Genomic DNA, 19,915 nt, shown 5'->3' with positions numbered 1-19,915 from the left:
TCCATAGCCTGGTTCTGATTAATCGCGAATTGCTCGCGAGGGTTGCGGCTGCCTCGTGGGCTCGGGCACCGTGTAGCCCCGAGCCAAGTCGTGGAAGAGCGTGAACTCGCCCTGAAAGCCCAGCGGAACCATGCCCTTTTCGCCCATGCGCTGCTTCTCGATCAGCACCTCGCAGATGCCCTTCGCCTGCGTGTTCGGGTTGTAGACCTCGTCGCGGTACAGAAAGAGGATGATGTCGGCGTCCTGCTCGATCTCCCCGGAGTCGCGCAGGTCGGCCATCGTCGGGCGCTTGTCGGCGCGGCGCTCCAGGTCGCGGTTCAGCTGGGCCAGGGCAATGACGGGGATATTCAGTTCCTTGGCCAACGCCTTGAGGCCGCGGGAATAGCTCCCGACCTCCTGATTTCGGCTCTCCCTGGGGCCGCCGGTCATGAGTCCGAGGTAGTCGACGACAAGCAGCGAAAGGCCGTGCTTGCGCTTGACGGCGCGGGCCTTTGACCGGACATCCAGCAGCGTCAGCGCAGCTTGGTCATCGAGGTACAGATTCAGGTCACTGATGCGCTTCGTCGCGTGCGTGAGCCGATTCCAGTCTTCGGGCGTCATCTCGTTGGGGCGCCGCAGTCGCCGCAGTGGGATGCGGCCGAGCATGCTGACGTTGCGCTCATGCAATTGGTCGCGCGGCATTTCCATCGACAGGAAAGCTGCCGTGCCGCCGTCCGAAGCGGAATCAGCGATCGCGAGCGCGAAGGCAGTTTTCCCCATGGAGGGACGCCCGGCCACGATGACGAGCTCGCCGCCGCGGAGGCCGCCGCCCAGCTTCTCGTCGAGATCCTGGAAGCCGGTCGGCGTCGCGCTGATCTCTCCATCGACCGCGGCTTGCAGGCGATCGAAGTAGTTGGCCAGGTCATCCGAAGCGCGCACCGGCTCCGACTTAACCCGCTCCTGCGACAGGAGCTCGAGCCTGGCCTGCACGCGATCGACAACAGACCGGTAGCCGTCTCCACCGACCGCCATCTGCCGCATATCCGCAGCCAGCGAAATCAGCTGGCGCTTCGCCGCTCGGTCCCGGATGATTTCCGCATAGCGCGCAACGTTCGCCGTGCTCGGCGTATTGAGCGAAAGGCTGTTCAGGTAGCCAATCTCGACGTCGGCCCCTTTGGTCTTGAGCCGGTCGTAGACCGTCACCTCGTCGGCGCCCTGCCCAGCGATCAGCAGCGCGTGAATCTCGGCGTAGATGGCTCGATGGTCGCCGCGATAGAAGTGCTCCGGACGCAGATCCCCGCACCGGTCGATGGCATCGTTGTCGAGCAGAAGCGCGCCGAGAACTGCCTGCTCGGACTCGATCGACTGCGGTACCGAGTCGAGGATTTCGTTTTCAGTCATTGCCGCTACCCGCTTGCGTGCCCGGCGCATGGCAGAGCTTCGCCTGCTCACCCGCAGTTGTCAGGACGTACTGACCGTCCTTGACGAACCAGAGCCGGTAGTAGTTTTTTCGGACGAAGTTCAGGAAATGAGCGCGCCAGTCGGCTTGCCGCTTGACGTCGTTCTTTCCGCCAGGCAGGAAATCGGCCTTGAACTCCTGCCAGCAGAGGTCAACGAATTCCAGCGGCAGCTTTACCTTCTCCACGTAGGTCAGTAGCGGCCGATAGTCGCTGACGGGCTTTTCACCGGCTGCCCTGCACTGGTCGACAAAGGTCTTGAACGTGGACTTTGGCCTGCGCACTCTTTCCTTTTTCTTCGGCACGGGGGGATACCCCTCATCGCCGACAGGCGATGGGGGGCTATGGGGGGTATTTGTATTTATATGGTGGTGGTGGAGGTCTGCGTTTTCGTTGGGGTTTCGTTCGGACTCCCGTTCGCCATCCCGTTGCAACGTCCGTTCATCGTCCGTTGCAACGCTCGTTGACTCCCCGTTGAAGTCAGCGCCCCCATCGCGCTTACGGCGCCGAGCCTCGGCGGACGCTTTGCCAGCATTCGAGCGCTGCTCAATGTTCGCCTTGGCACGATCGAGCTCACGATCCAAACGGTGGTGCCGCAGCGATCCGTCGACCTCGTAGAAGTAGGACCGAAGCTCGGGGCCCGCCTCTCGCCATTCGTCCGCGTCCATACGCGCGATGCGACGCAGCCTGTCGTCCGAAGCCGGCAGAGAGCCGTTGTTCATCCAGGCGTGCATGAGCATGAGCATGTAGGCGCCATGCTCTGCAACGCTCAGGTGAAGCGTGTCCGCGAGATAGTCGGATATGTACAGCGGCATCCAAAGGTCGGCCCGCTTCTCGTTCGCTTTCGCCATTGGGTTACCGGCTCCCAGGCCCGTCGGAGGTAGATGCAGGCGCGGCCAGGCCGAGCGACCGCTCCATGCGGGCCACCTGCTCAGGACTGCGCTGGAGGATCTCGTGCCTCATCAAACCCAGGTAGACCTTCGCGACCTCCAACGACCCGCACCCGATGGCGAAGTCGGCAAACATCTGGATACGCTCCTCGCGCGCGCGGTCCTCCGCGCTCATCCCGTCAAAGAGGAAGCGGGTCATTTCGGGCTCCGGAATGCTTAGGGTTGTAGCGGGGGTCCGGCTTCGCACCGGACGAGATTCGGGGCCGCAGCGATACAACGCGGCGCGCGGAGGCCGCGCCCTTAGAGCGGGTCGCTCTCAGCAGAATGGCCGCAGCGGCGGCTCGAGCGAGCAGCCATACGGGCGCCAGAACAAAGACGGCCGCGGCGATGCCGACCATGACGCCGTCCCACGACGTGCAGATCCGACTCACTGCGGACCCCCGTCCTCGGCCGTGCCTGAGTCAGCGCGCTGGCGCGACTTGCGGCTTGTCTGTCGCAGGACGTGCCAGTTGACGTCCGGGCGTAGCTTTTCACACGGGACGCCCGTGGCTGCCTCGACATCGGGACAGCGCTCGGCTGGTACGCCGCGCTTCAGCCAGTTGGCGAGACGATTCGTCGTGACGTTTAGTGCGGCAGCTACCTTGGATAGGCCACCGCAGGCCTCGACTGCCGACGCAAGTGGGTTGGGGGTGTCGTGTTTGTCCATGTGAGCAATATACACACGGTGTGAGTGTTATGCAACACAGTGTGACGCACATCTTGTGAGAGGGATGTAGAATGCCTTCCATGGACATCCAAAACATTCCGTGGGAAACCATTGAGGCGAAACTTGCTATGCTTGGGGAGACTCAGGCGTGGCTCGCGAGGTCACTCAATGTCGGCACCAATGTCATAGCGAACTGGCGCAGCCGCGGGGGTGCGCCCCTTGCTAGAGCCGTCGACTTGGCGCGCGCGCTCGGTTGCACTACCGATGAATTGTTGCTGCTTCCCACCAGCGCCCGAGGGGACAAGGGAAGCCGGCCAGAGGAAAAGCGGGTCCGCCTGATCGCGGATCAAGAGGCAAGCTTGGTTGCTCTCTTCCAGGCCCTTACGCTCGATGGTCGCAGAGAGCTCTTGCAGTTTGCCGAATTCCTGCACGCCAAAGAAAGAAGCGAAAAGTAAATGGTTGCCAGAGACGGAATGGTCACGGAACCGGTGATTCAGGTTGTTGACATCTCAGGGGCTATTGAGCGGCGTAAACAGGCAGCCATCAAAACGTACGAAGAGCGCCAGCGCATGGACGAAAGGCGCGCGGCGCAGCGGCAGCAAAGGCTGTCCGAGCATCTGGCCGATATTGAGCGCTTCACGACCGAAGAGGGCTCGAAACTTGTCGCGATGCTCAACCACGAGACTGCTCCGGTGCTCCTTGAGGATTGGTTGATTTTGGACAGCTGGAGCGTCGATGAGGCAATCCTGCTTCTCCTCGGGATTCAGCCCCTCGATCATGAATCCTTGGAGGCGCGCAGATCTAGGGTCACAGAACCAATCCCTAACAGCGACATCCTTCTGCACCGCACGGTTTGGGGTCTGCCTCTCTGGCGCGATTATTCCGAGTACATCCCCGATTGGAAGGATCGAATCAAGACGACCGCTTCTCGACTCCAGGCTCAAAGGCGCCGTCTGCAAAAAATCTGGTCAAGTGGAAACCACCCGGAGCGCCCGTCGCCCGCGTATGTGATTGAATGGGCCCAGAAAAAGGGAATTCCCGTTCCATGGCTGGAGGCGGCAGCGGACATTGGCGTGGTTGATCGTGGCGTTGCAGTAGCGCGTTCACCTATGGGAGAACGAGAGCGCACTACTCTTCTCATACTCATTGGCGCCTTGGCACAAGAGGCGAAAATTGACTTGGCTATGCCATCGAAAGCAGCCGGTCAGATCGAACTGATCACAGAGAAATTGGGCGCAAGAGTAGCGAAACGGACCATCGAAGAACACTTGAAGCGCGTTCGGAGCGCCTTGGAAAAGCGCGCCACGCCTTAAGGTTCCCCGCAATTGCGCTTCTCGCCCGCGCAATTGCGTTTATCGTGTGAGGCTTAAGGCTTAAATCGTGCCATTCGTTCCGGGCTGTTCCGGAGCGTCCCTAGGGAACCAAAAATGGCAACCGAGAATGCTCTCAGAGAGTTGGCGATCCTTCGCCGCAAGGAAGTACAAGCGCTGACGGGGCTGTCGCGCTCCTCAATCTATCAGCGCCTTCACGAGTCAACTTTTCCAAGGCCCGTCAACCTCGGGCGCCGTGCTGTTGGGTGGCGCGCCGCCGACATCGAGGCATGGTTGCGTGACCCCTCCTCGTACCGGTCCAGCTGACACCGACTCACAGCAAATGCAACCAAACTCACGAGGTGATTGCATTGAACTCACATGCTGTGTATATTCGGTACAGCACACAACGACTTGCGTGCCAATGACAAAAAGCCCGCTCCGACGGCAATCGGAAACGGGCTTTGTGGTGACTGAGCGGCGGCAACCGCTTGCAGTCGAGTAACTTCGAGGACGAACCTGTGAAAAATCGCACTGCCCAAGTTGGGCCGGTGGGTACCCCCACGCCCCGAACTGTAGCAAACAACGCTGAATCCCTCAAGGGCGCCAATAATGCCGCTCCCGCGGTCTCTCGTCCGGACATCGATCGCTATCCGGGCTTCATGAATGACGAGGTCTCGGCAGCTGCGCGTGATGGCCGCTTACCTGGTCATCTAGCAGCACAGCTTGTGCGCATGCTCGAGCGCACCATGGCCGTTTCTGCTGGGACGGAAGTTGTCCAGCGCATCGCGCTGAACGTGGGCGCCGATGACGATTGCATCGATGGACAGATTTCGCTGAACCGCTGCTCGCTCTCGCAGTTGACGATGTTGTCGCTCGAGGCAAATGCGATGCTGTACGACGCGGCCGAATCGCTAGCCTCCGATCTAATTCGGGCTTTCCCCGCGCGGGAGGCGTCTCATGGCTAAGACCAATACCGCGAAGCCCCGCAATTCGCTGGACGACGCGGCCGGCGCGATGGCATACGCCGCGGAGTCCTTCGAAGCTCTGCAAGCGCTATTCCTCGCGCTGGGCGACCTAAAGGCAGGCGACACATTCGTATTCGAGCAGATGGTTAAGTTGGGCGCCGGCATGGCCGAGGATGCCGCCGCGTACTTCGACTGCAAGAAGATCGACTTCAACCGGGAGGTCAGCGATGTCGCAAATTAATCTGCCCAAGGAAGCCTTTGCGGCGGCCACCGGCACGGCTGCATGCGTTGACGGTCGACACACCTTCATCGTCCGAAACGAGTTCGATCCGCCGATCGCCGTTATCGAAACCAGGGCGCAGCAGCTGCATGCCCTCCTGATCGTGATGCAGGACAGCGCCGGGGTTATCGGCCGTATGAACGATTCCCTGCGGGACGGCATTTTCTCCCTCGCGCAGGACCTGACCCGCGACATCGTCGCGGTGGCCCGCACGCAATCGGAGGGAGTCCATGGCTGACATCATCGCCCTACCCTGCGCCGCCAAAGAGCGCGTCGTGCAGGGGCCCCGCCGCGGCCGGCTCCCGAATCGCTACCCGAGCATCCCGCAGATCCTGCACAGGCGCCGCATGGAGCAGTGGCGCCGCGAAGCGGATGCGAAAAAGCAGCTCGAGGATCGCCGGAGGGAGTTCGCTGCGGCCCCGAAGCGGCTGGAGCTTTTCGTCATGGACGACGGCCGCTGGCACGCATTCCTGTACGGTGCAGTCGGCTGGGAAGACATCATTGACGACGTCCAAGCCATGACGTGCCAAATCGAAGTGGACCTAGGCATGCGCCAGCGGGCGCCTGTCCTCGAGCTGGTCACCGAACGTGCCGCATGCGGAGGCCAACGATGACCAATGACGTGCTGATGGACATCGCATCATCGGACGGCGCGGACCTGTCGCTGGATGAGATCGAAACATGGGCCGAGTTCGCGCAGAGCGAGAACAAGGCGATGGGGATGGCGCCGGCTCAGGCGCTGCGCCTGGTTAAGCGACTTCGGGATGCCGAGCGGGATCGGGACCACTACCGACTGTCGGCAGACATCGAAGCGCGGGAAGTCGACCGAAAGAACGCCCTCTTTCGCCCCGTGCTCGACGCTGCGCGCGCCATCGTTGGCGGCAACTCGGACACCGAGCGCTTGCGCCAGGCGGTCGAGGCATACGATGCCGGCGCAGTCGAAACAAACCCGGCAGCGCCATTGAAGTGGAAAACCAACGGCTTGCGCCAGCGCGCACCCAATGGGACCGCGGTGGGGGTCATCGAAAGCGTCGACGGCGAAGCATACCTGTTCATGCTGGATGTGCCCTGCAGCCAAGAGCGCCCAGCCTTTAGAACGACCGTCGCCATTACAGGCGGCACGCTCGCAACGATGATGATTTTGATCGCCAAGCAGGGCGGACTTTGGATACCGGGTGTCGGCACTCTGCGCGTCACCGAAACGGGCCCAGCAATCGGGCGAGATGCTTTGGCTCCCGGAGATCGACATGGTTGAGAAAAGGACGCCACAGTACGACGCAAGCCGCCTTCGTGTGCTCGCCGACTGGATGGAGCAAGACGGCATCAATGACGCCGCCGAAACGCTGCGCAGGATCGCACGCCACATCCAATGTCTGGATGCGCCTGCGGGGCCGGATCAAGAGGCCCAGCGGGAGCGCAGGGACGCGGTGATAGCTGCCGCGGTCAACCTGGTGAAGGTCAAGGGCCGATACCACAGCCAGAAGGCGTACGAACGCTTGGCCGAAGCTGTCGGCGCCATGGCCACCGGCAACGGAGGCAAGCCATGATCGTGTTCGACATCGTGGCCGTGTCTGCGGCTTGTACGTTGGTCGGCCTGGGACTGGGCTTCGACAGCATGAAGGTGTTTCTACTGTCGTTGTGCGCCAGCTGGATGTATCTGCGCTGCGTGAAGGAAAAATGATGAGCACTGACCAAACCCAAACCTTTGAATCTTGGTGGGCCGGCAGATTCGGGGAGGTACTTGAGCTGACCGGGGATCCAGACGCAGACGCCACCTGCCGCATTGCGAAGATCGCGGCCGGCGAGGCGTGGACACGCGCGATGGCCCAACTGCGCGACATTCTTCCCGTCCCGGCACCTGGGTCGCCTATGGAAAAGTACCTGCCCGACGCTATGGCGACATCGGATGCAATCCCGGCATACGTGACAGCGTGGGTGACTGCGCTCGTTCAGGACTCAGCGCAGTATCAGTGGCTCATAGATCGGCTGGCTGGGTACGACTTCAACTGGAACCCAAGCCAAGTTGGCGCCAACGACGGCAAGCACGTTGCGGTCTTTGAAGTCGGCCCCGCCTTCCCTTGCAGCCGGAACATCAGCGCGGCCATCGCCCAGCAGCTTGCCAAGGTGGAGGCCCCGAAATGAATTCGTGTCTATTGATCTTGGCGGCGCGCTTTGAGGGCCGCGTGCTGCTCCGCCTGGACGACGTCTGCGACGTGCTCGGCATCCAAAAGCAGACCGCCTATAACCAGATCTCTGCCGGATCGTTTCCGGTTGCTATGCGCAAGGAAGGTAAGGCGCTGGTATGTGACATCAGGGACCTTGCTGAGTACCTGGACCGGCGCAGAGAGGAGTCCAAAGCCGCATGAACAAAGGGACCCAACGGGTCCCTTTTCTATTTCACGCGGCTTTTTTGACCTGCCATTTTTCGGCGATGTCGATGACATCCGTAGATGCCTTTAGCACCTCTTGCGTGCGGTCTGGAGTAATGCCGATGTTGAGGTGGTAATCCGCATCGACACGGGCTGCATAGACAGGACGCAACGTCTTTGCCAGTCCCGCAGAGACTGCATAGCGGTCATTTTTTTCGGAGAGCCCTGGGAATGCGAGCTGGTTCAGCAATTGTTGGTGCCTACCCGAAGCGCCCATGACATACCCAGGCACTGCCAGACTTTCATGGAATCGCTTAGCAGCGTGGTAAGCCGCATAATAGGCTCGACTGACGACAGCCCGGCAGGTCGCGTCATCCGTACCGAGCTCAGAGATTCGGGTAGCGCACTCAATAAGGTGCGTTGGCTCTGCGTTCATTCCGTTGCAGAAAACGTCACGTCGAAATAAGGATGCCGCTTGATTCCGGCCTCCACCTCTGCTTGCGCTAGGGCGCAGTTCATCTCGAACACGTCGCTGCGAGGCAGCCTTACCATCATCGTGTACGTGATGCCTGTGAAAACGCCCTCCACGTCCTGGACATCTACAACTGGGCGCTTCACGAACAGGTGACCGCGCTTGCGCAGCATCTCGCCAGCCAGGTCCAAGTGCTTCGCCACGTCCCAGTCAGACAGTTCAGCTTCGCGCAGGAGAAATGCAGCGAGCTCGATTTCAGGTCCGCTAAGATTGCTTACATCAAGGCCCATCTCGCGTGCCCTTTCCAGGAATTGAGCCGCCATCACAAACCCTCCAGACTTAACGAGAAGGTTGCCCCGGGTACTAAAAAAGCCGCGCTCCGGCCTCGCCACCTCGGCGCCTAGCGCCAGTACGGCAGAGTGATAGCCAAGATTCGACAGGTTGACCATGTAATTGGTCGCAATCTCTGGAAAGGCCCCAGAAAACGGCATCGCGGCGGTGTAGCACCTGACAAGTTCTTCGTAGTCGCCAGCAATGGCCATCAGCGTGCCAAGGGTGGCCCATCCGAGCCCCGGCTCCACATCGCGCACCTGCTCTGCTTCTCGCTTCAGAGCGCGCCACCAAAGCGAATCTTTGCGGGCGAAGGGACCGCCATTTCTGGCGAATTCGTTCACCTTCTCGGCGATCTCTGAGGCTTTCGTAACAGGTTCGGCTTTCATACGGGCACGAATATAACACTTACCGATGTACTTAACCGGGATCTTCCGCCCAACTTTCGGAGGGAACCCGCACAAATCCGCTGCTACGAAAATGCTACAGCACCACCACGAATCGCCCGCAAACCCGCGTGGTTAAGCCAAATCCGTTCTTACTTCGCACCAGTCCATCATGGGCGCCACCGAAATGCGCCGCGGATTGACCTTCTGCGGACCTGCCGATGCCGGCGCCGCGCTGGCGGCTAGCGATTCGGACATGACTTGGGTCGTCTATCCCGTCCGTCGACGGGAACGAGGAAAACCCGGAAGTTTACCACCCGGAGGCGCATCGCATCGCCCTCCGTCTTCACGCGGCAATGGGCGTCGGACGGGCCGCCCGGGGACAGCGCCGCCGCGCCGCCGGCGGGAGGCAAGTCGGCGCAGTGACACAAGCTGCTCCGCCCCTCAGTCCCCTCAGTCCCCTCAGTCCCCTCAGTCCCCTCAGTCCCCTCAGCCCCCTCAGCGGCTCAGCGGCTCAGCGACTCAACGGCTCAGCGACTCAACGGCTCAGCGGCTCAGCGCGCTCAGTCGTTCAGCCGCTGCTGCCGCGGCTGCAGTTCCAGCCCCAGCTTGACGAACAGGTCGAAGGCATCGGCCAGCAGGTGCTGCTGGCGTGGCAGCAGGCTCGAATACGGCATGTCGTAGATCGACTGGTGCGCGCCGCGGTTGCCCTTGAGCCCGCGGTCGCGGGCGATGTCGGACAGCAGCGCCGCGAAGCCGGACAGGTCTTCGGCGTCGATGGCGTGGTTCAGCACGGTGGCCAGCAACTGCGGCGAGGCAGTGGCCCAGCACCCGACCAGTTCGGCGTTGGCCGCACCTTCCGGGAAGTCGGAGGAATTGTCGCTTGCATCCATATCAGCATTGTCGGCGCGGTTTTCGCCATCTTTAGGCCTCCCCTACGAGAGTGGGGGCCGAGGCGGCGGCCGCGCCGTCACAGTCAGCTTGCGGCGTTGCGCTCCACCCAGGCCGCAAAGGTCGTCAGGAATTTGCCCAGAAAGGCACGTGTCGATTCGTTGCCGATATTGCCCTGCGCATCGAACAGCTTGTCGACACCACCGATATAGGCCTCCGGCATCTGGAGCACCGGCACATTGAGAAACACCAGCGACTGGCGCAGATGGTGGTTGGCGCCAAACCCGCCGATGGCGCCCGGCGAGGCGCTGATTACCGCCCCGGGCTTGCGATCCCAGGCGCTCTGCCCATAGGGACGCGACCCCACGTCGATGGCATTCTTCAGCGGCGCGGGCACCGAGCGGTTGTACTCGGGGGTCACGAACAGCACCGCGTCGGCGCGGCGGATCCGGTCGCGGAAAGCGGTCCAGGCCGCCGGCGGGTTGTCATCGTCGTCCTGGTTGTAGAGCGGCAGCTGACCGATCTCGACGATGTCGAGCTTGAGTTCGGCCGGGGCCAGCTGCGCCAGCGCCAATGCCAGCTTGAGATTGAAGGAATCCTTGCGGAGACTGCCCACCAGTACCGCGACGTCGCGTGGAGTGCTCATCGTGCTTCCTTTTCTGAGAGAGACGGGGAAAGGAAAGACTGCCGAAAAACGGCGGGACCGGCCATCTCTGGCCGGCGCCCAGACCACACTCTAACCCGATGTGGCGTCGGCCGTGCGCGCGCCTGCCCCAAGGGCATCGGCGCGCACGGAGCCCGCACCGGCGCGCGCGTCCTCTCAGGCCTGTAATCCGGCCAGCGGATGCGCCTCGGCGCGCCACGGACTGTCGAAGAAGGCGAGCACCTTGTTGCGCTCGACCTCGTCGAGCCGGGCCGGCCGCCACTTCGGCGCGTGGTCCTTGTCGATTGCCAGCGCGCGGATGCCCTCGACGCCGTCGCCGTAGCGGAACACGTCATGCATCATGTCGAGCTCCATGCGCAGCTCGTCCTCGAGCGCCATGGTCCGCGCGCGGCGGATCTGCTCCAGCGTCACGCACAGCATCAGCGGGGAGCGGGTACGCAAGGCGGCGGCCGTCTGAGCGGACCAGTCGTCGCTGGCATCGCTGACGATGGCAACGATCTGCTGGACCGTGGCGGCGCCGAAGGCCCCGTCGATTGCCTCGCGCTGGCGCGCCAGCATGCTCGCGGCCGGATCGCAGGCGGCGCGATGCCCGGCGCTGCAGGCATCGATCGCGGCCAGCACTTCGTCGCCACTGGCGAAGTTGCCGGCGCGCAGCGACGCCACCAGCTCGGCCAGCGCATTGCTCGGCACGAAGGCGTCGGCCAGTCCGGCGTACAGCGCGTCGGCCGCGTGAATCACGTTGCCGGTCAGGCCCAGGTACTCGCCCAGGCGGCCCGGGGTGCGGGCCAGGAACCAGCCGCCGCCCACGTCCGGAAACAGCCCGATATTGGTCTCGGGCATCGCCATCTTGGTGCGCTCGGTGACCAGGCGCCGCCGCGCGCCCTGCGAGATGCCCATGCCGCCGCCCATCACCACGCCGTCCATCAGCGCGATATAGGGCTTCGGATAGCGGTGGATCTTGTGATTGAGCGCGTATTCCTCGACAAAGAACTGGTCCAGCGTCGGATCGCCGGCGAGCGCGGCCTGATGGAAGAAACGGATGTCGCCGCCCGCGCAGAAGGCCTTGCCGCCCGCACCGGCGACCACCACGGCGACGACGCCGGGATCGGCCGCCCACTGGTCCAGCGCCTGCGTCAAGGCGCGCACCATGTCGAGCGACAGGGCATTGAGGGCCTGGGGCCGGGTCAGCGTCAGATAGCCGACACCGCCGACGACTTCGGTTGCAACAAACTCGGTCATGTCTCCTGTTCCTGTGGTGACGAAATGCAGGCCGCCACTGTACACCAGCCATGCCGGCCCGCAGTCCGTAACGCCGGGAGGATACCGAGGTATGCCAGGGGACCCCGGGGATGTCTGGGGATGCCGGCCAATTCAGGCAAGACGGAAACGCGCCATCAGGCCGGTCAGCCGCTGTGCCTGGTCCTCCAGCGAGGTCGCCGCGGCGGCCGCCTCTTCGACCAGCGCGGCATTCTGCTGGGTCATGCCGTCCATCTGCGTGACCGCCTGATTCACCTGCTCGATGCCCTGCGACTGCTCCATCGAGGCGGCGCTGATGCCGCCGACGATCGCGCTGACGCGGCGCACCGCGCCGACGATGTCCTCCATCGCGCGGCCGGCATCGGCGACGATATCGCTGCCGGCGCGAACATTGCGCACCGATTCGTCGATCAGCCCGCGGATTTCCTTCGACGCGGTCGCACAACGCTGCGCCAGATCGCGCACGTCGCCCGCCACCACCGCGAAGCCGCGGCCATGCTCGCCGGCACGCGCGGCCTCGACCGCGGCGTTCAGCGCGAGGATGTTGGTCTGGAAGGCGATCTTCTCGATCACGTCGATGATGTCGACGATCCGGTTGGCGCTGGCGTCGATTGCCCGCATGGTGTCGACCACGCGCGTCACCGCTTCCCCGCCCCGCTCCGCCAGCCCGCTGGCGTCGCCCGCCAGCGCATTCGCTTCGCGGGCATTGTCCGCGGTCTGCCGTACCGTGCCGGTCAGTTGCTCCATGCTCGAGGCGGTCTGCTCGAGCGAGGCCGCCTGCTCTTCGGTGCGCTGGGACAGATCGGCGTTGCCCAGCGCGATCTGCCGGCTCGCCGCGGCGATGGCGTCGGCGCCGGTGCGCACCTCGCCGACCATGCCCGCCAGACTCGCTTCCATCCGGGCCAGCATGGCGAGCATGCGACCGGTCTCGTTGCGGCTGGCCTCGGTGCGGCCGACCTCGTTGCGGCTCACCTCTTGTGCGATGCCGGCCCCGCTATCCGCAGCACGATGACCCTGCTGCCCGGGCGTATCGAGGGCGCGCGCCGCGCTCAAATCCCCACGCGCGATCCGCTCGAAACGCGCGATCGCGGTCTCGAGCGGGCCGACGATCGAGCCGCGCAGCCGCCACGCAAAGATGGTGCTGAACGCCAGGCCCAGCGCCAGCAGCACCAGCGACCACGCGCGCAGCTTCGCATAGCGATGTTGCGACTCCTGATAGACGGACTCGGCCGCTGCCGTCTGCAGCTTGTTCAGCTCGGCGTTGGCCGACGTGAAGGCGATATCGAGCTTCGGAATGGTCTCGAGCACCAGCGCCATCACGCGCTCGCGATCGCCCGCCTTCAGCGCGGCGATCATCGGCTCGACCCCTTGCTTGTGCAGCGCCTCGCGGCGCGCCGACACCAGCTCGGCAGCGCGGTCTTCCTCCGTGCCGCGCGGCAGTGCCAGATAGGCCTTCCACGCCGTCTCCGAGGCCCGCGCGAATCCGGCCGCGGTATCGGCACGCGCCAGCGCATCGGCCGGATCGGTGGCGAACGTCGCCTGGTCGAGCAGCACGCGCACCAGCAACTGGTTTGCGCGCGCCTCGGACAGATGCATCGCGGCGGCCAGCTGATGCTGATGGATCTGCCGCGTCGCGTCGTTGCTGCGCGACATGCCGAGCCAGCCAAAGGCGCCGACGATCAGCAGGATCAAATTGGTAACGACAATGAGGCTCCACAATCTGGCGCCAATGGTGGTGTTGCGAAACATTCCAGCTCCCCGTTCTTATCGTGCGATCACGGCATGTTTGCCGCCCCGCTATCAACGGCGCGCCGGCGCGTTCCTTGACGGCATGGAAAGGAAAGACTGTGTATCCGGCGGATGCACGAATCGGATCGCCCATCGCGCATTGCCCATCGCGGCCGGCTTATCGAAGCGGATGATGGGCCGTAGAATCGCCGGATTCCATCGTCGGAGAGCCACCATGACCGTCAAGCGAGTCGTCGCAAACATCGCCGCCCCGAACATCGAGGCGGCCCAGGCCTTCTATGGCGACCTGCTTGGCATGGCAGTCGTGATGGATCACGGCTGGATCCGGACCTATGCGACCGGGCAAGACACCACGCCGCAGATCAGCATCGCGACCGAGGGCGGCTCCGGTACCCCGGTGCCCGACCTGTCGATCGAGGTCGACAGCCTCGACGAGGTCCACGCCAGGGCCGTGCAGGCGGGCTTGCAAATCGAATACGGCATCGCCGAGGAGCCCTGGGGCGTGCGGCGCTTCTTCGTGCGCGATCCGTTCGGCAGGCTGGTGAACATCCTCTGCCACCTCTGAGGACGGCGTCCTCCCCGCCTCGGCGCCCACAAACGACAAGGGCCGAGTCCCGTTCACCACAGGACTCGGCCCTTCCCCTTGCGGGCAGCGTATCGCTTGCGCTTATGCGCCTTCGCGCGACGCGCGCTTGCGCTCGTGTTCCTTCAGGAAGCGCTTGCGCAGGCGGATGCTCTTCGGCGTGATCTCGACCAGCTCATCGTCGGCGATGAATTCCACCGCGTATTCGAGCGTCATCTGGATCGGCGGCACCAGGCGCACCGCTTCGTCGGTACCCGAGGCGCGCACGTTGGTCAGCTGCTTGCCCTTGATCGGGTTCACGACCAGGTCGTTGTCGCGGCTGTGGATGCCGATGATCATGCCTTCGTACAGCGGGTCGCCCGGCTTGACGAACATGCGGCCGCGATCCTGCAGCTTCCACAGCGCGTAGGCCACGGCCTCGCCATCGTCCTGCGAGATCAGCACGCCGTTGTGGCGCTCGCCCAGGCCGCCCTCGCGCACCGGCGCGTAGTCGTCGAAGATGTGCGAGATCAGGCCGGTGCCGCGCGTCAGCGTCAGGAACTCGCCCTGGAAGCCGATCAGGCCGCGGGCCGGGATGCGGTATTCCAGGCGGGTACGGCCCTTGCCGTCCGACGCCATGTCGAGCAGTTCGCCCTTGCGGCGGCCCAGCTCTTCCATCACGGCCCCCTGGTGGCCGTCCTCGACGTCGACCGTCAGCAGCTCGTACGGCTCGTGCTTGACGCCGTCGATTTCCTTGAACACCACGCGCGGGCGCGACACGGCCAGCTCGTAGCCTTCCCGGCGCATGTTTTCCAGCAGGATGGTCAGGTGCAGTTCGCCGCGGCCCGACACTTCGAACACGGTGTCGTCGCCGGTTTCGGCCACGCGCAGCGCCACGTTGGACTTCAGTTCGCGGTCCAGGCGTTCGCGCAGCTGGCGGCTGGTGACGAACTTGCCTTCGCGGCCCGCCAGCGGCGAGGTGTTGACACAGAAGTTCATCGTCAGCGTGGGCTCGTCGACCTTCAGCATCGGCAGCGCGTCCTGCGCATCGGGCGCGCAGACGGTGCAGCCAATACCCAGTTCCTCGATGCCGTTGATCAGCACGATGTCGCCGGCCTCGGCCTCGGGCACGATCTCGCGCTCCAGGCCGCGGAACTTCAGCACCTGGTTGATGCGGCCCTTGATCGGGTTGCCCTCGGGGCCGAACTTGACCACCACGTCCTGCAGCGGACGGGCGCGGCCGCGCGAAATACGGCCGACGCCGATCTTGCCGACGTAGCTCGAGTAGTCCAGCGAGATGATCTGCAGCTGCAGCGGACCGTCCGGGTCGTCGTTACGGACCGGAACCTTGTCGAGCACGGTCTCGAACAGCGGCTTCATGTCGCCGTCGCGCACATCCTCGGTCAGGCCGGCGTAGCCGTTCAGGCCCGAGGCGTAGATCACCGGGAAGTCGAGCTGCTCGTCGGTCGCGCCCAGCTTGTCGAACAGGTCGAAGGTCTGGTTGATGACCCAGTCCGGACGGGCGCCCGGACGGTCGATCTTGTTGATCACGACGATCGGCTTAAGGCCCAGCGCCAGCGCCTTGCGCGTGACGAAACGGGTCTGCGGCATCGGGCCTTCGACCGCGTCGACCAGCAGCAGCACGCCGTCGACCATCGACAGCACGCGTTCGACCTCGCCACCGAAGTCGGCGTGGCCCGGGGTGTCGACGATATTGATATGGGTGCCGTTGTACTCGACCGCACAGTTCTTCGCCAGGATGGTGATCCCGCGTTCTTTTTCCAGGTCGTTCGAGTCCATCACCCGCTCCGCAACCTGCTGGTTCTCACGGAAGGTGCCTGCCTGGCGCAGGAGTTGGTCCACCAAGGTGGTCTTGCCATGATCGACGTGGGCGATGATGGCGATATTGCGGATTGCGCGGGTCATTGCGGCTCTCGCTTGCAGCTGGGCATCAAAAATTCAACCCGCCATTCTAGCATGTTGCGACGCAAAACTGCGGGCGGCCGTTCGGTCTGTCTATCGCGTTGCTGCAAGGGCTTGCAGCGCACTATTTCCAAATCAGAAATGACGAATTGACGTTCTTGCGGTTTTCTCAGCACGTGCATATATTTGCCACGACAAAGATTGCATAGGCAAATGATGAACGCCCCGGGCACCGACGACACCTTCCCCTTCGATCCCGCCTCCTATCGGATCTGCGACAGCGTCGGCTATCTGATGGCGCGGGCCAAGGGCGAACTGTCGCGCGACGTCGAGCAGGAGGTCGGCGCGCTGGATATCACGCACGCCCAGGCCTCCTGCCTGGTGATGCTGGCGCACGGCCGCGCCCGTACGGTGACCGATCTGGGCCGGGAGCTGAACACCGATATGGGCTCGGTCACGCGCCTGATCAGCCGCATGGAAAAACGCGGCCTGGTCGAGCGGCAGCGCAGCGACGCCGACCGGCGCATCGTCGACCTGCGCGTCACGCCGGCCGGCCACGCGCTGGTCGACCAGCTGCCCGCGATCTTCTGCCGCGTGCTGAACCGGCGCTTCCGCGGCTTCACCGAGGCCGAGATCGCCCAGTTCCGCGACATGTTGCAGCGGGTGATCGCCAACAACACCGGATAGCGCCCTAGCCAGCCTCCCGCCGCCAGCCGGCCAGATTCGCCGCCGCGGTCCGTGCCATCGGCACCCGACCGCCGCCCTCGCATTTTCGGCATTTCGTTGTCGCCCAACATGAACCCTCAAATTTCGATTTCCCGCCGCGCTCCGGCGCGGCAACCGGCCCGCCGTCTCGGCGCCTTCGCGCTCAGCGCGCTGGCCGCCGCCGCACTGGCGGGCTGCGCCGCCTTCGGCAACTCCCACACCACCCAGGTCATGACCGAGCCCGCGCAGCTGGCCACCGCGCAGACGCTGCCGGGCCAGCATGGCCAGTGGCCGTCGCAGGACTGGGTCGACCAGTTTGGCGATCCGCAACTGCGCGCGCTGGTCGACGAGGCCGTGCAGAACAGCCCCAACCTGCAGGCGGCCCTCGCCCGGGTGCAAGCCTCGCGCGCGATGGCCGACGCCACGCGCAGCGCGCTGTATCCGCATCTGGATCTGGACGCCTCGCTGTCGCGCCAGCGCTTCTCCGAGACCGATCTGTACGAAGGCACGCCGCGTGCCGGCTCGTGGCAGAACCTGTCGCGGCTGCAGGCCGGCCTGTCCTACGACCTCGACTTCTGGGGCAAGAACCGCTCGGCGCTGGAAGCGGCGCTGTCCGACGACCGTGCCGCCGAAGCCGAAAGCCAGGCTTCGCGGCTGCTGCTGACCACCGCGGTGGCGCGCAACTACGCGCGGCTGGCCGCGCTGTTCGCGCAGCGCGATGTGGCCGAGCGCGCCATCGCCCAGCGCGGCGACCTGACCGAGCTGTCGCGCCAGCGCCTGTCGGCCGGTCTCGACACGCAGGTGGAAACCACGCAGGCCCGCGCCACGGTGGCGTCGGCCCGCACCGATCTGCAGCGCATCGACGAAGAGATCGCGCTGGCGCGCAACCAGATCGCGGCGCTGCTCGGCAAGGGTCCGGACCGGGGCCTGGCCATCCAGCGGCCGACGCTGCTGGCGCATGCCACGCCGACGCTGCCGGACAACCTGGCGATCGACCTGCTCGGCCGCCGGCCCGATCTGGTCGCGGCGCGCTGGCGCGTCGAGGCCTCGTCGAAGGACATCGAGGTCGCGCGCGCGGAGTTCCTGCCCAATGTCACGCTGAGCGCCTTCGCGGGCCTGGCCTCGCTCGATCCGTCCAACCTGCTGCTCGGCATCAGCCGCCAGTTCGGCTTCGGCCCGGCGGTGCGCCTGCCGATCTTCGAAGGCGGACGGCTGCGCGCGAACCTGAAGGGCAAGCACGCGCAATACGACCTGGCGGTGGCCAATTACAACCAGACGCTGGTCGATGCGCTGCGCGAGACCGCCGATACGGTGACCAGCATCCGCAGCGTCGATCAGCAGATCCAGACGCAACGCGAGGCGCTGGAGCTTGCGGAGCATGCCTATGCGCTGGCGACCACGCGCTACAAGGCGGGCCTGGGCACGCAGCTGACCGTGCTGAACGCCGAGAGCAACGTGCTGCAGCAGCGGCGCCTGGCCACCGATCTGCAGGCGCGCCGTCTGGATCTGCAGATGGCGCTGGTCAAGGCGCTGGGTGGCGGTTACCAGGAGCCCGGCGAGTCCGCCCATCCGGAGCCGGCACAGGCTGGAAAGCCGGCCACGGCCACGACCACGGCCGCACCCACGCCGCGCCGCGCCGCGGCGCACGGCTGACGCGCCCCACCACCCCGCCACAACACGACAGCGAAGAACAACGACAACGTCGAACCGTTCAAGCGACCGACATCAAGCGACCGACATCATGAGCGACCAACAACAGAACCAGAACGCGGCCACCCGCACGCAACCCTCCGACAACAACAACGGCAAGCGCAAGCGCCTGCTGCTCTCGCTGACCGCCGCGGTGGTGGTCGCGGGCCTGGCCTACGGCGGCTACTGGGCCCTGTATGCCCGGCATTTCGAAAGCACCGACGACGCCTACGTGGCGGGCAACGTGGTCCAGGTGACCCCGCTGGTGCCGGGCACGGTGGTGGGCATTGGCGCCGACGACACGCAGTTGGTCAACGCCGGCCAGCCGCTGATCCAGCTCGACCGCGCCGACAGCGAGGTCGCGCTGGCCCAGGCCGAGGCACAGCTGGCACAGGCGGTGCGCGAGGTGCGCACGCTGTACGTCAACAACGGCTCGCTGGCGGCCAACGTGGCGCTGCGCCAGGCCGATGTCGCGCGGGCCCGCGAAGACCTGAAGCGCCGCCAGGCCATCGCCGGCTCGGGCGCGGTTTCCTCCGAAGAACTGGCCCATGCGCGCACCACGCTGCAGGCCGCCGAATCGGCGCTGCAGGCCGCGCGCGAGCAGCTCGCGTCGAACAAGGCGCTGACCGACCAGACCACCGTCGAGAAGCACCCCAACGTGCAGCGCGCCGCGGCCAACGTGCGCGCCGCCTACCTGAACTACGCGCGCTCGCAGCTGCCGGCGCCGGTGACCGGCTATGTCGCCAAGCGCTCGGTGCAGGTCGGCCAGCGGGTGGCCGCCGGCGCGCCGCTGATGGCGGTGGTGCCGCTCGACCAGGTCTGGGTCGACGCCAACTTCAAGGAAGTCCAGATCACGCATATGCGGATCGGCCAGCCGGTCACGCTGCATGCGGACGTCTACGGCTCCGACGTCGAATACCACGGCAAGGTGGCCGGCTTCTCGGCCGGCACCGGCTCGGCGTTCTCGCTGCTGCCGGCGCAGAACGCCACCGGCAACTGGATCAAGGTGGTGCAGCGCCTGCCGGTGCGCATCGCGCTCGATCCGCAACAGCTGAAGGACCATCCGCTACGCATCGGCCTGTCGATGAACGTCACTGTCGACGTGCGCAAGACCGAAGGCGCGGCGATGACGACCACCACCGCCAGCAAGCCGATGCAGACGGACGTCTATGACAAGGTCGGCCACGACGCCGATGCGCTGATCGCGCGCATCATCGCGACCAACAGCGGCCGCCAGGGCGCCGAGCCGGCGGCGCCGGCCTCGGCGGCCCGCGCGTCGACGGCCAGTTCCGCGACAACCGCCAAGAAAGCGACCACGCACGCCTGAT

The 19,915-nt window shown here is 64.8% G+C and carries 27 protein-coding genes; 16 read left to right on the top strand and 11 right to left on the bottom strand.

Annotated features, from left to right (window positions below; genetic code table 11):
* Positions 1-18: 18 nt before the first annotated feature.
* The 4 genes from dnaB to K7G19_RS25130 form a co-directional block, all read right to left on the bottom strand.
* Entirely contained in the window at positions 19-1,380 is a 1,362-nt protein-coding gene (gene dnaB / locus K7G19_RS19760) for a replicative DNA helicase (RefSeq protein ID WP_226108742.1), read from the bottom strand.
* Positions 1,373-2,287: a DUF1376 domain-containing protein gene (locus tag K7G19_RS19755; RefSeq protein WP_226108741.1), complete on the bottom strand. Its 915-nt coding sequence runs from the start codon at positions 2,285-2,287 to the stop codon at positions 1,373-1,375. Before K7G19_RS19755 ends, dnaB begins: the two co-directional genes overlap by 8 nt.
* Positions 2,288-2,291: 4 nt before the next feature.
* Complete coding sequence (locus tag K7G19_RS19750; protein WP_226108740.1) at positions 2,292-2,525, bottom strand: hypothetical protein; 234 nt, start codon at positions 2,523-2,525, stop codon at positions 2,292-2,294.
* 228 nt (positions 2,526-2,753) lie between these two features.
* Positions 2,754-3,032, bottom strand: coding sequence for a YdaS family helix-turn-helix protein (locus K7G19_RS25130; protein WP_226108739.1), 279 nt, complete (start codon positions 3,030-3,032; stop codon positions 2,754-2,756).
* Between the two features lie 80 nt (positions 3,033-3,112).
* On the opposite strand from K7G19_RS25130, the gene K7G19_RS19740 reads away from it, so the two are divergent.
* From K7G19_RS19740 to K7G19_RS19685, 12 genes are all read left to right on the top strand, one after another.
* Complete coding sequence (locus K7G19_RS19740) at positions 3,113-3,487, top strand: hypothetical protein (protein ID WP_226108738.1); 375 nt, start codon at positions 3,113-3,115, stop codon at positions 3,485-3,487.
* Positions 3,488-4,345: a hypothetical protein gene (locus K7G19_RS19735; protein ID WP_226108737.1), complete on the top strand. Its 858-nt coding sequence runs from the start codon at positions 3,488-3,490 to the stop codon at positions 4,343-4,345.
* A gap of 114 nt (positions 4,346-4,459) precedes the next feature.
* On the top strand, positions 4,460-4,669 hold the full coding sequence (locus K7G19_RS19730; RefSeq protein WP_226108736.1) for an AlpA family transcriptional regulator: 210 nt from the start codon (positions 4,460-4,462) through the stop codon (positions 4,667-4,669).
* A gap of 164 nt (positions 4,670-4,833) precedes the next feature.
* On the top strand, positions 4,834-5,310 hold the full coding sequence (locus K7G19_RS19725; RefSeq protein WP_226108734.1) for a hypothetical protein: 477 nt from the start codon (positions 4,834-4,836) through the stop codon (positions 5,308-5,310).
* On the top strand, positions 5,303-5,551 hold the full coding sequence (locus K7G19_RS19720) for a hypothetical protein (RefSeq protein WP_226108733.1): 249 nt from the start codon (positions 5,303-5,305) through the stop codon (positions 5,549-5,551). Before K7G19_RS19725 ends, K7G19_RS19720 begins: the two co-directional genes overlap by 8 nt.
* Complete coding sequence (locus K7G19_RS19715; protein WP_226108731.1) at positions 5,538-5,828, top strand: hypothetical protein; 291 nt, start codon at positions 5,538-5,540, stop codon at positions 5,826-5,828. Before K7G19_RS19720 ends, K7G19_RS19715 begins: the two co-directional genes overlap by 14 nt.
* Positions 5,821-6,204, top strand: a complete 384-nt coding sequence (locus K7G19_RS19710) for a hypothetical protein (protein ID WP_226108729.1) — start codon at positions 5,821-5,823, stop codon at positions 6,202-6,204. Before K7G19_RS19715 ends, K7G19_RS19710 begins: the two co-directional genes overlap by 8 nt.
* The gene (locus K7G19_RS19705) at positions 6,201-6,845 is read left to right on the top strand and encodes a hypothetical protein (RefSeq protein WP_226108727.1); all 645 of its coding nucleotides are present in this window, start codon (positions 6,201-6,203) and stop codon (positions 6,843-6,845) included. The genes K7G19_RS19710 and K7G19_RS19705 overlap by 4 nt, the downstream gene beginning before the upstream one ends.
* Positions 6,838-7,137 carry a hypothetical protein gene (locus K7G19_RS19700; RefSeq protein WP_226108725.1) on the top strand — a complete coding sequence of 100 codons (300 nt, stop codon included), beginning with the start codon at positions 6,838-6,840 and terminating at the stop codon, positions 7,135-7,137. The genes K7G19_RS19705 and K7G19_RS19700 overlap by 8 nt, the downstream gene beginning before the upstream one ends.
* Complete coding sequence (locus K7G19_RS19695; protein ID WP_226108723.1) at positions 7,134-7,271, top strand: hypothetical protein; 138 nt, start codon at positions 7,134-7,136, stop codon at positions 7,269-7,271. Before K7G19_RS19700 ends, K7G19_RS19695 begins: the two co-directional genes overlap by 4 nt.
* On the top strand, positions 7,271-7,732 hold the full coding sequence (locus K7G19_RS19690; RefSeq protein ID WP_226108721.1) for a hypothetical protein: 462 nt from the start codon (positions 7,271-7,273) through the stop codon (positions 7,730-7,732). The genes K7G19_RS19695 and K7G19_RS19690 overlap by 1 nt, the downstream gene beginning before the upstream one ends.
* Positions 7,729-7,956 carry an AlpA family transcriptional regulator gene (locus K7G19_RS19685; RefSeq protein WP_226108719.1) on the top strand — a complete coding sequence of 76 codons (228 nt, stop codon included), beginning with the start codon at positions 7,729-7,731 and terminating at the stop codon, positions 7,954-7,956. Before K7G19_RS19690 ends, K7G19_RS19685 begins: the two co-directional genes overlap by 4 nt.
* 31 nt (positions 7,957-7,987) lie before the next feature.
* On the opposite strand, the gene K7G19_RS19680 is transcribed toward K7G19_RS19685, so the two are convergent.
* The 6 genes from K7G19_RS19680 to K7G19_RS19655 all read right to left on the bottom strand — a co-directional run bounded on the left by K7G19_RS19680 (position 7,988) and on the right by K7G19_RS19655 (position 13,708).
* Positions 7,988-8,209 (bottom strand): hypothetical protein, encoded by a 222-nt coding sequence (locus K7G19_RS19680; protein ID WP_226108717.1) that lies wholly within the window; start codon positions 8,207-8,209, stop codon positions 7,988-7,990.
* Between the two features lie 182 nt (positions 8,210-8,391).
* The gene (locus tag K7G19_RS19675) at positions 8,392-9,150 is read right to left on the bottom strand and encodes a hypothetical protein (RefSeq protein ID WP_226108715.1); all 759 of its coding nucleotides are present in this window, start codon (positions 9,148-9,150) and stop codon (positions 8,392-8,394) included.
* Positions 9,151-9,710: 560 nt separating this feature from the next.
* The gene (locus K7G19_RS19670) at positions 9,711-10,040 is read right to left on the bottom strand and encodes a hypothetical protein (protein ID WP_149319100.1); all 330 of its coding nucleotides are present in this window, start codon (positions 10,038-10,040) and stop codon (positions 9,711-9,713) included.
* A gap of 83 nt (positions 10,041-10,123) precedes the next feature.
* Positions 10,124-10,684, bottom strand: coding sequence for an NADPH-dependent FMN reductase (locus K7G19_RS19665; protein WP_226108713.1), 561 nt, complete (start codon positions 10,682-10,684; stop codon positions 10,124-10,126).
* Between the two features lie 174 nt (positions 10,685-10,858).
* Entirely contained in the window at positions 10,859-11,941 is a 1,083-nt protein-coding gene (locus tag K7G19_RS19660) for an enoyl-CoA hydratase/isomerase family protein (RefSeq protein WP_149319102.1), read from the bottom strand.
* A gap of 132 nt (positions 11,942-12,073) precedes the next feature.
* Positions 12,074-13,708, bottom strand: a complete 1,635-nt coding sequence (locus tag K7G19_RS19655) for a methyl-accepting chemotaxis protein (RefSeq protein ID WP_226108711.1) — start codon at positions 13,706-13,708, stop codon at positions 12,074-12,076.
* Positions 13,709-13,922: 214 nt separating this feature from the next.
* Here K7G19_RS19655 and K7G19_RS19650 point away from each other — a divergent pair, with 214 nt between their 5' ends.
* Positions 13,923-14,273 carry a VOC family protein gene (locus K7G19_RS19650; protein WP_226108709.1) on the top strand — a complete coding sequence of 117 codons (351 nt, stop codon included), beginning with the start codon at positions 13,923-13,925 and terminating at the stop codon, positions 14,271-14,273.
* A gap of 102 nt (positions 14,274-14,375) precedes the next feature.
* On the opposite strand, the gene typA is transcribed toward K7G19_RS19650, so the two are convergent.
* Positions 14,376-16,196, bottom strand: coding sequence for a translational GTPase TypA (typA, locus tag K7G19_RS19645; protein WP_023264592.1), 1,821 nt, complete (start codon positions 16,194-16,196; stop codon positions 14,376-14,378).
* Positions 16,197-16,406: 210 nt separating this feature from the next.
* Between typA and K7G19_RS19640 the strand changes: the two genes are divergently transcribed.
* The 3 genes from K7G19_RS19640 (at position 16,407) to K7G19_RS19630 (ending at position 19,914) form a co-directional block, all read left to right on the top strand.
* The gene (locus K7G19_RS19640) at positions 16,407-16,880 is read left to right on the top strand and encodes a MarR family winged helix-turn-helix transcriptional regulator (RefSeq protein WP_149319105.1); all 474 of its coding nucleotides are present in this window, start codon (positions 16,407-16,409) and stop codon (positions 16,878-16,880) included.
* A gap of 108 nt (positions 16,881-16,988) precedes the next feature.
* Positions 16,989-18,551, top strand: coding sequence for an AdeC/AdeK/OprM family multidrug efflux complex outer membrane factor (locus K7G19_RS19635; RefSeq protein ID WP_226108707.1), 1,563 nt, complete (start codon positions 16,989-16,991; stop codon positions 18,549-18,551).
* Between the two features lie 88 nt (positions 18,552-18,639).
* Entirely contained in the window at positions 18,640-19,914 is a 1,275-nt protein-coding gene (locus K7G19_RS19630) for an HlyD family efflux transporter periplasmic adaptor subunit (protein ID WP_149319107.1), read from the top strand.
* Position 19,915 lies beyond the last annotated feature (1 nt).

Origin of the sequence: Cupriavidus sp. DB3, assembly GCF_020418465.1 — a bacterium.
GTDB lineage: Bacteria > Pseudomonadota > Gammaproteobacteria > Burkholderiales > Burkholderiaceae > Cupriavidus > Cupriavidus cauae.
This window is presented reverse-complemented; position numbering and strand designations above follow the sequence as displayed.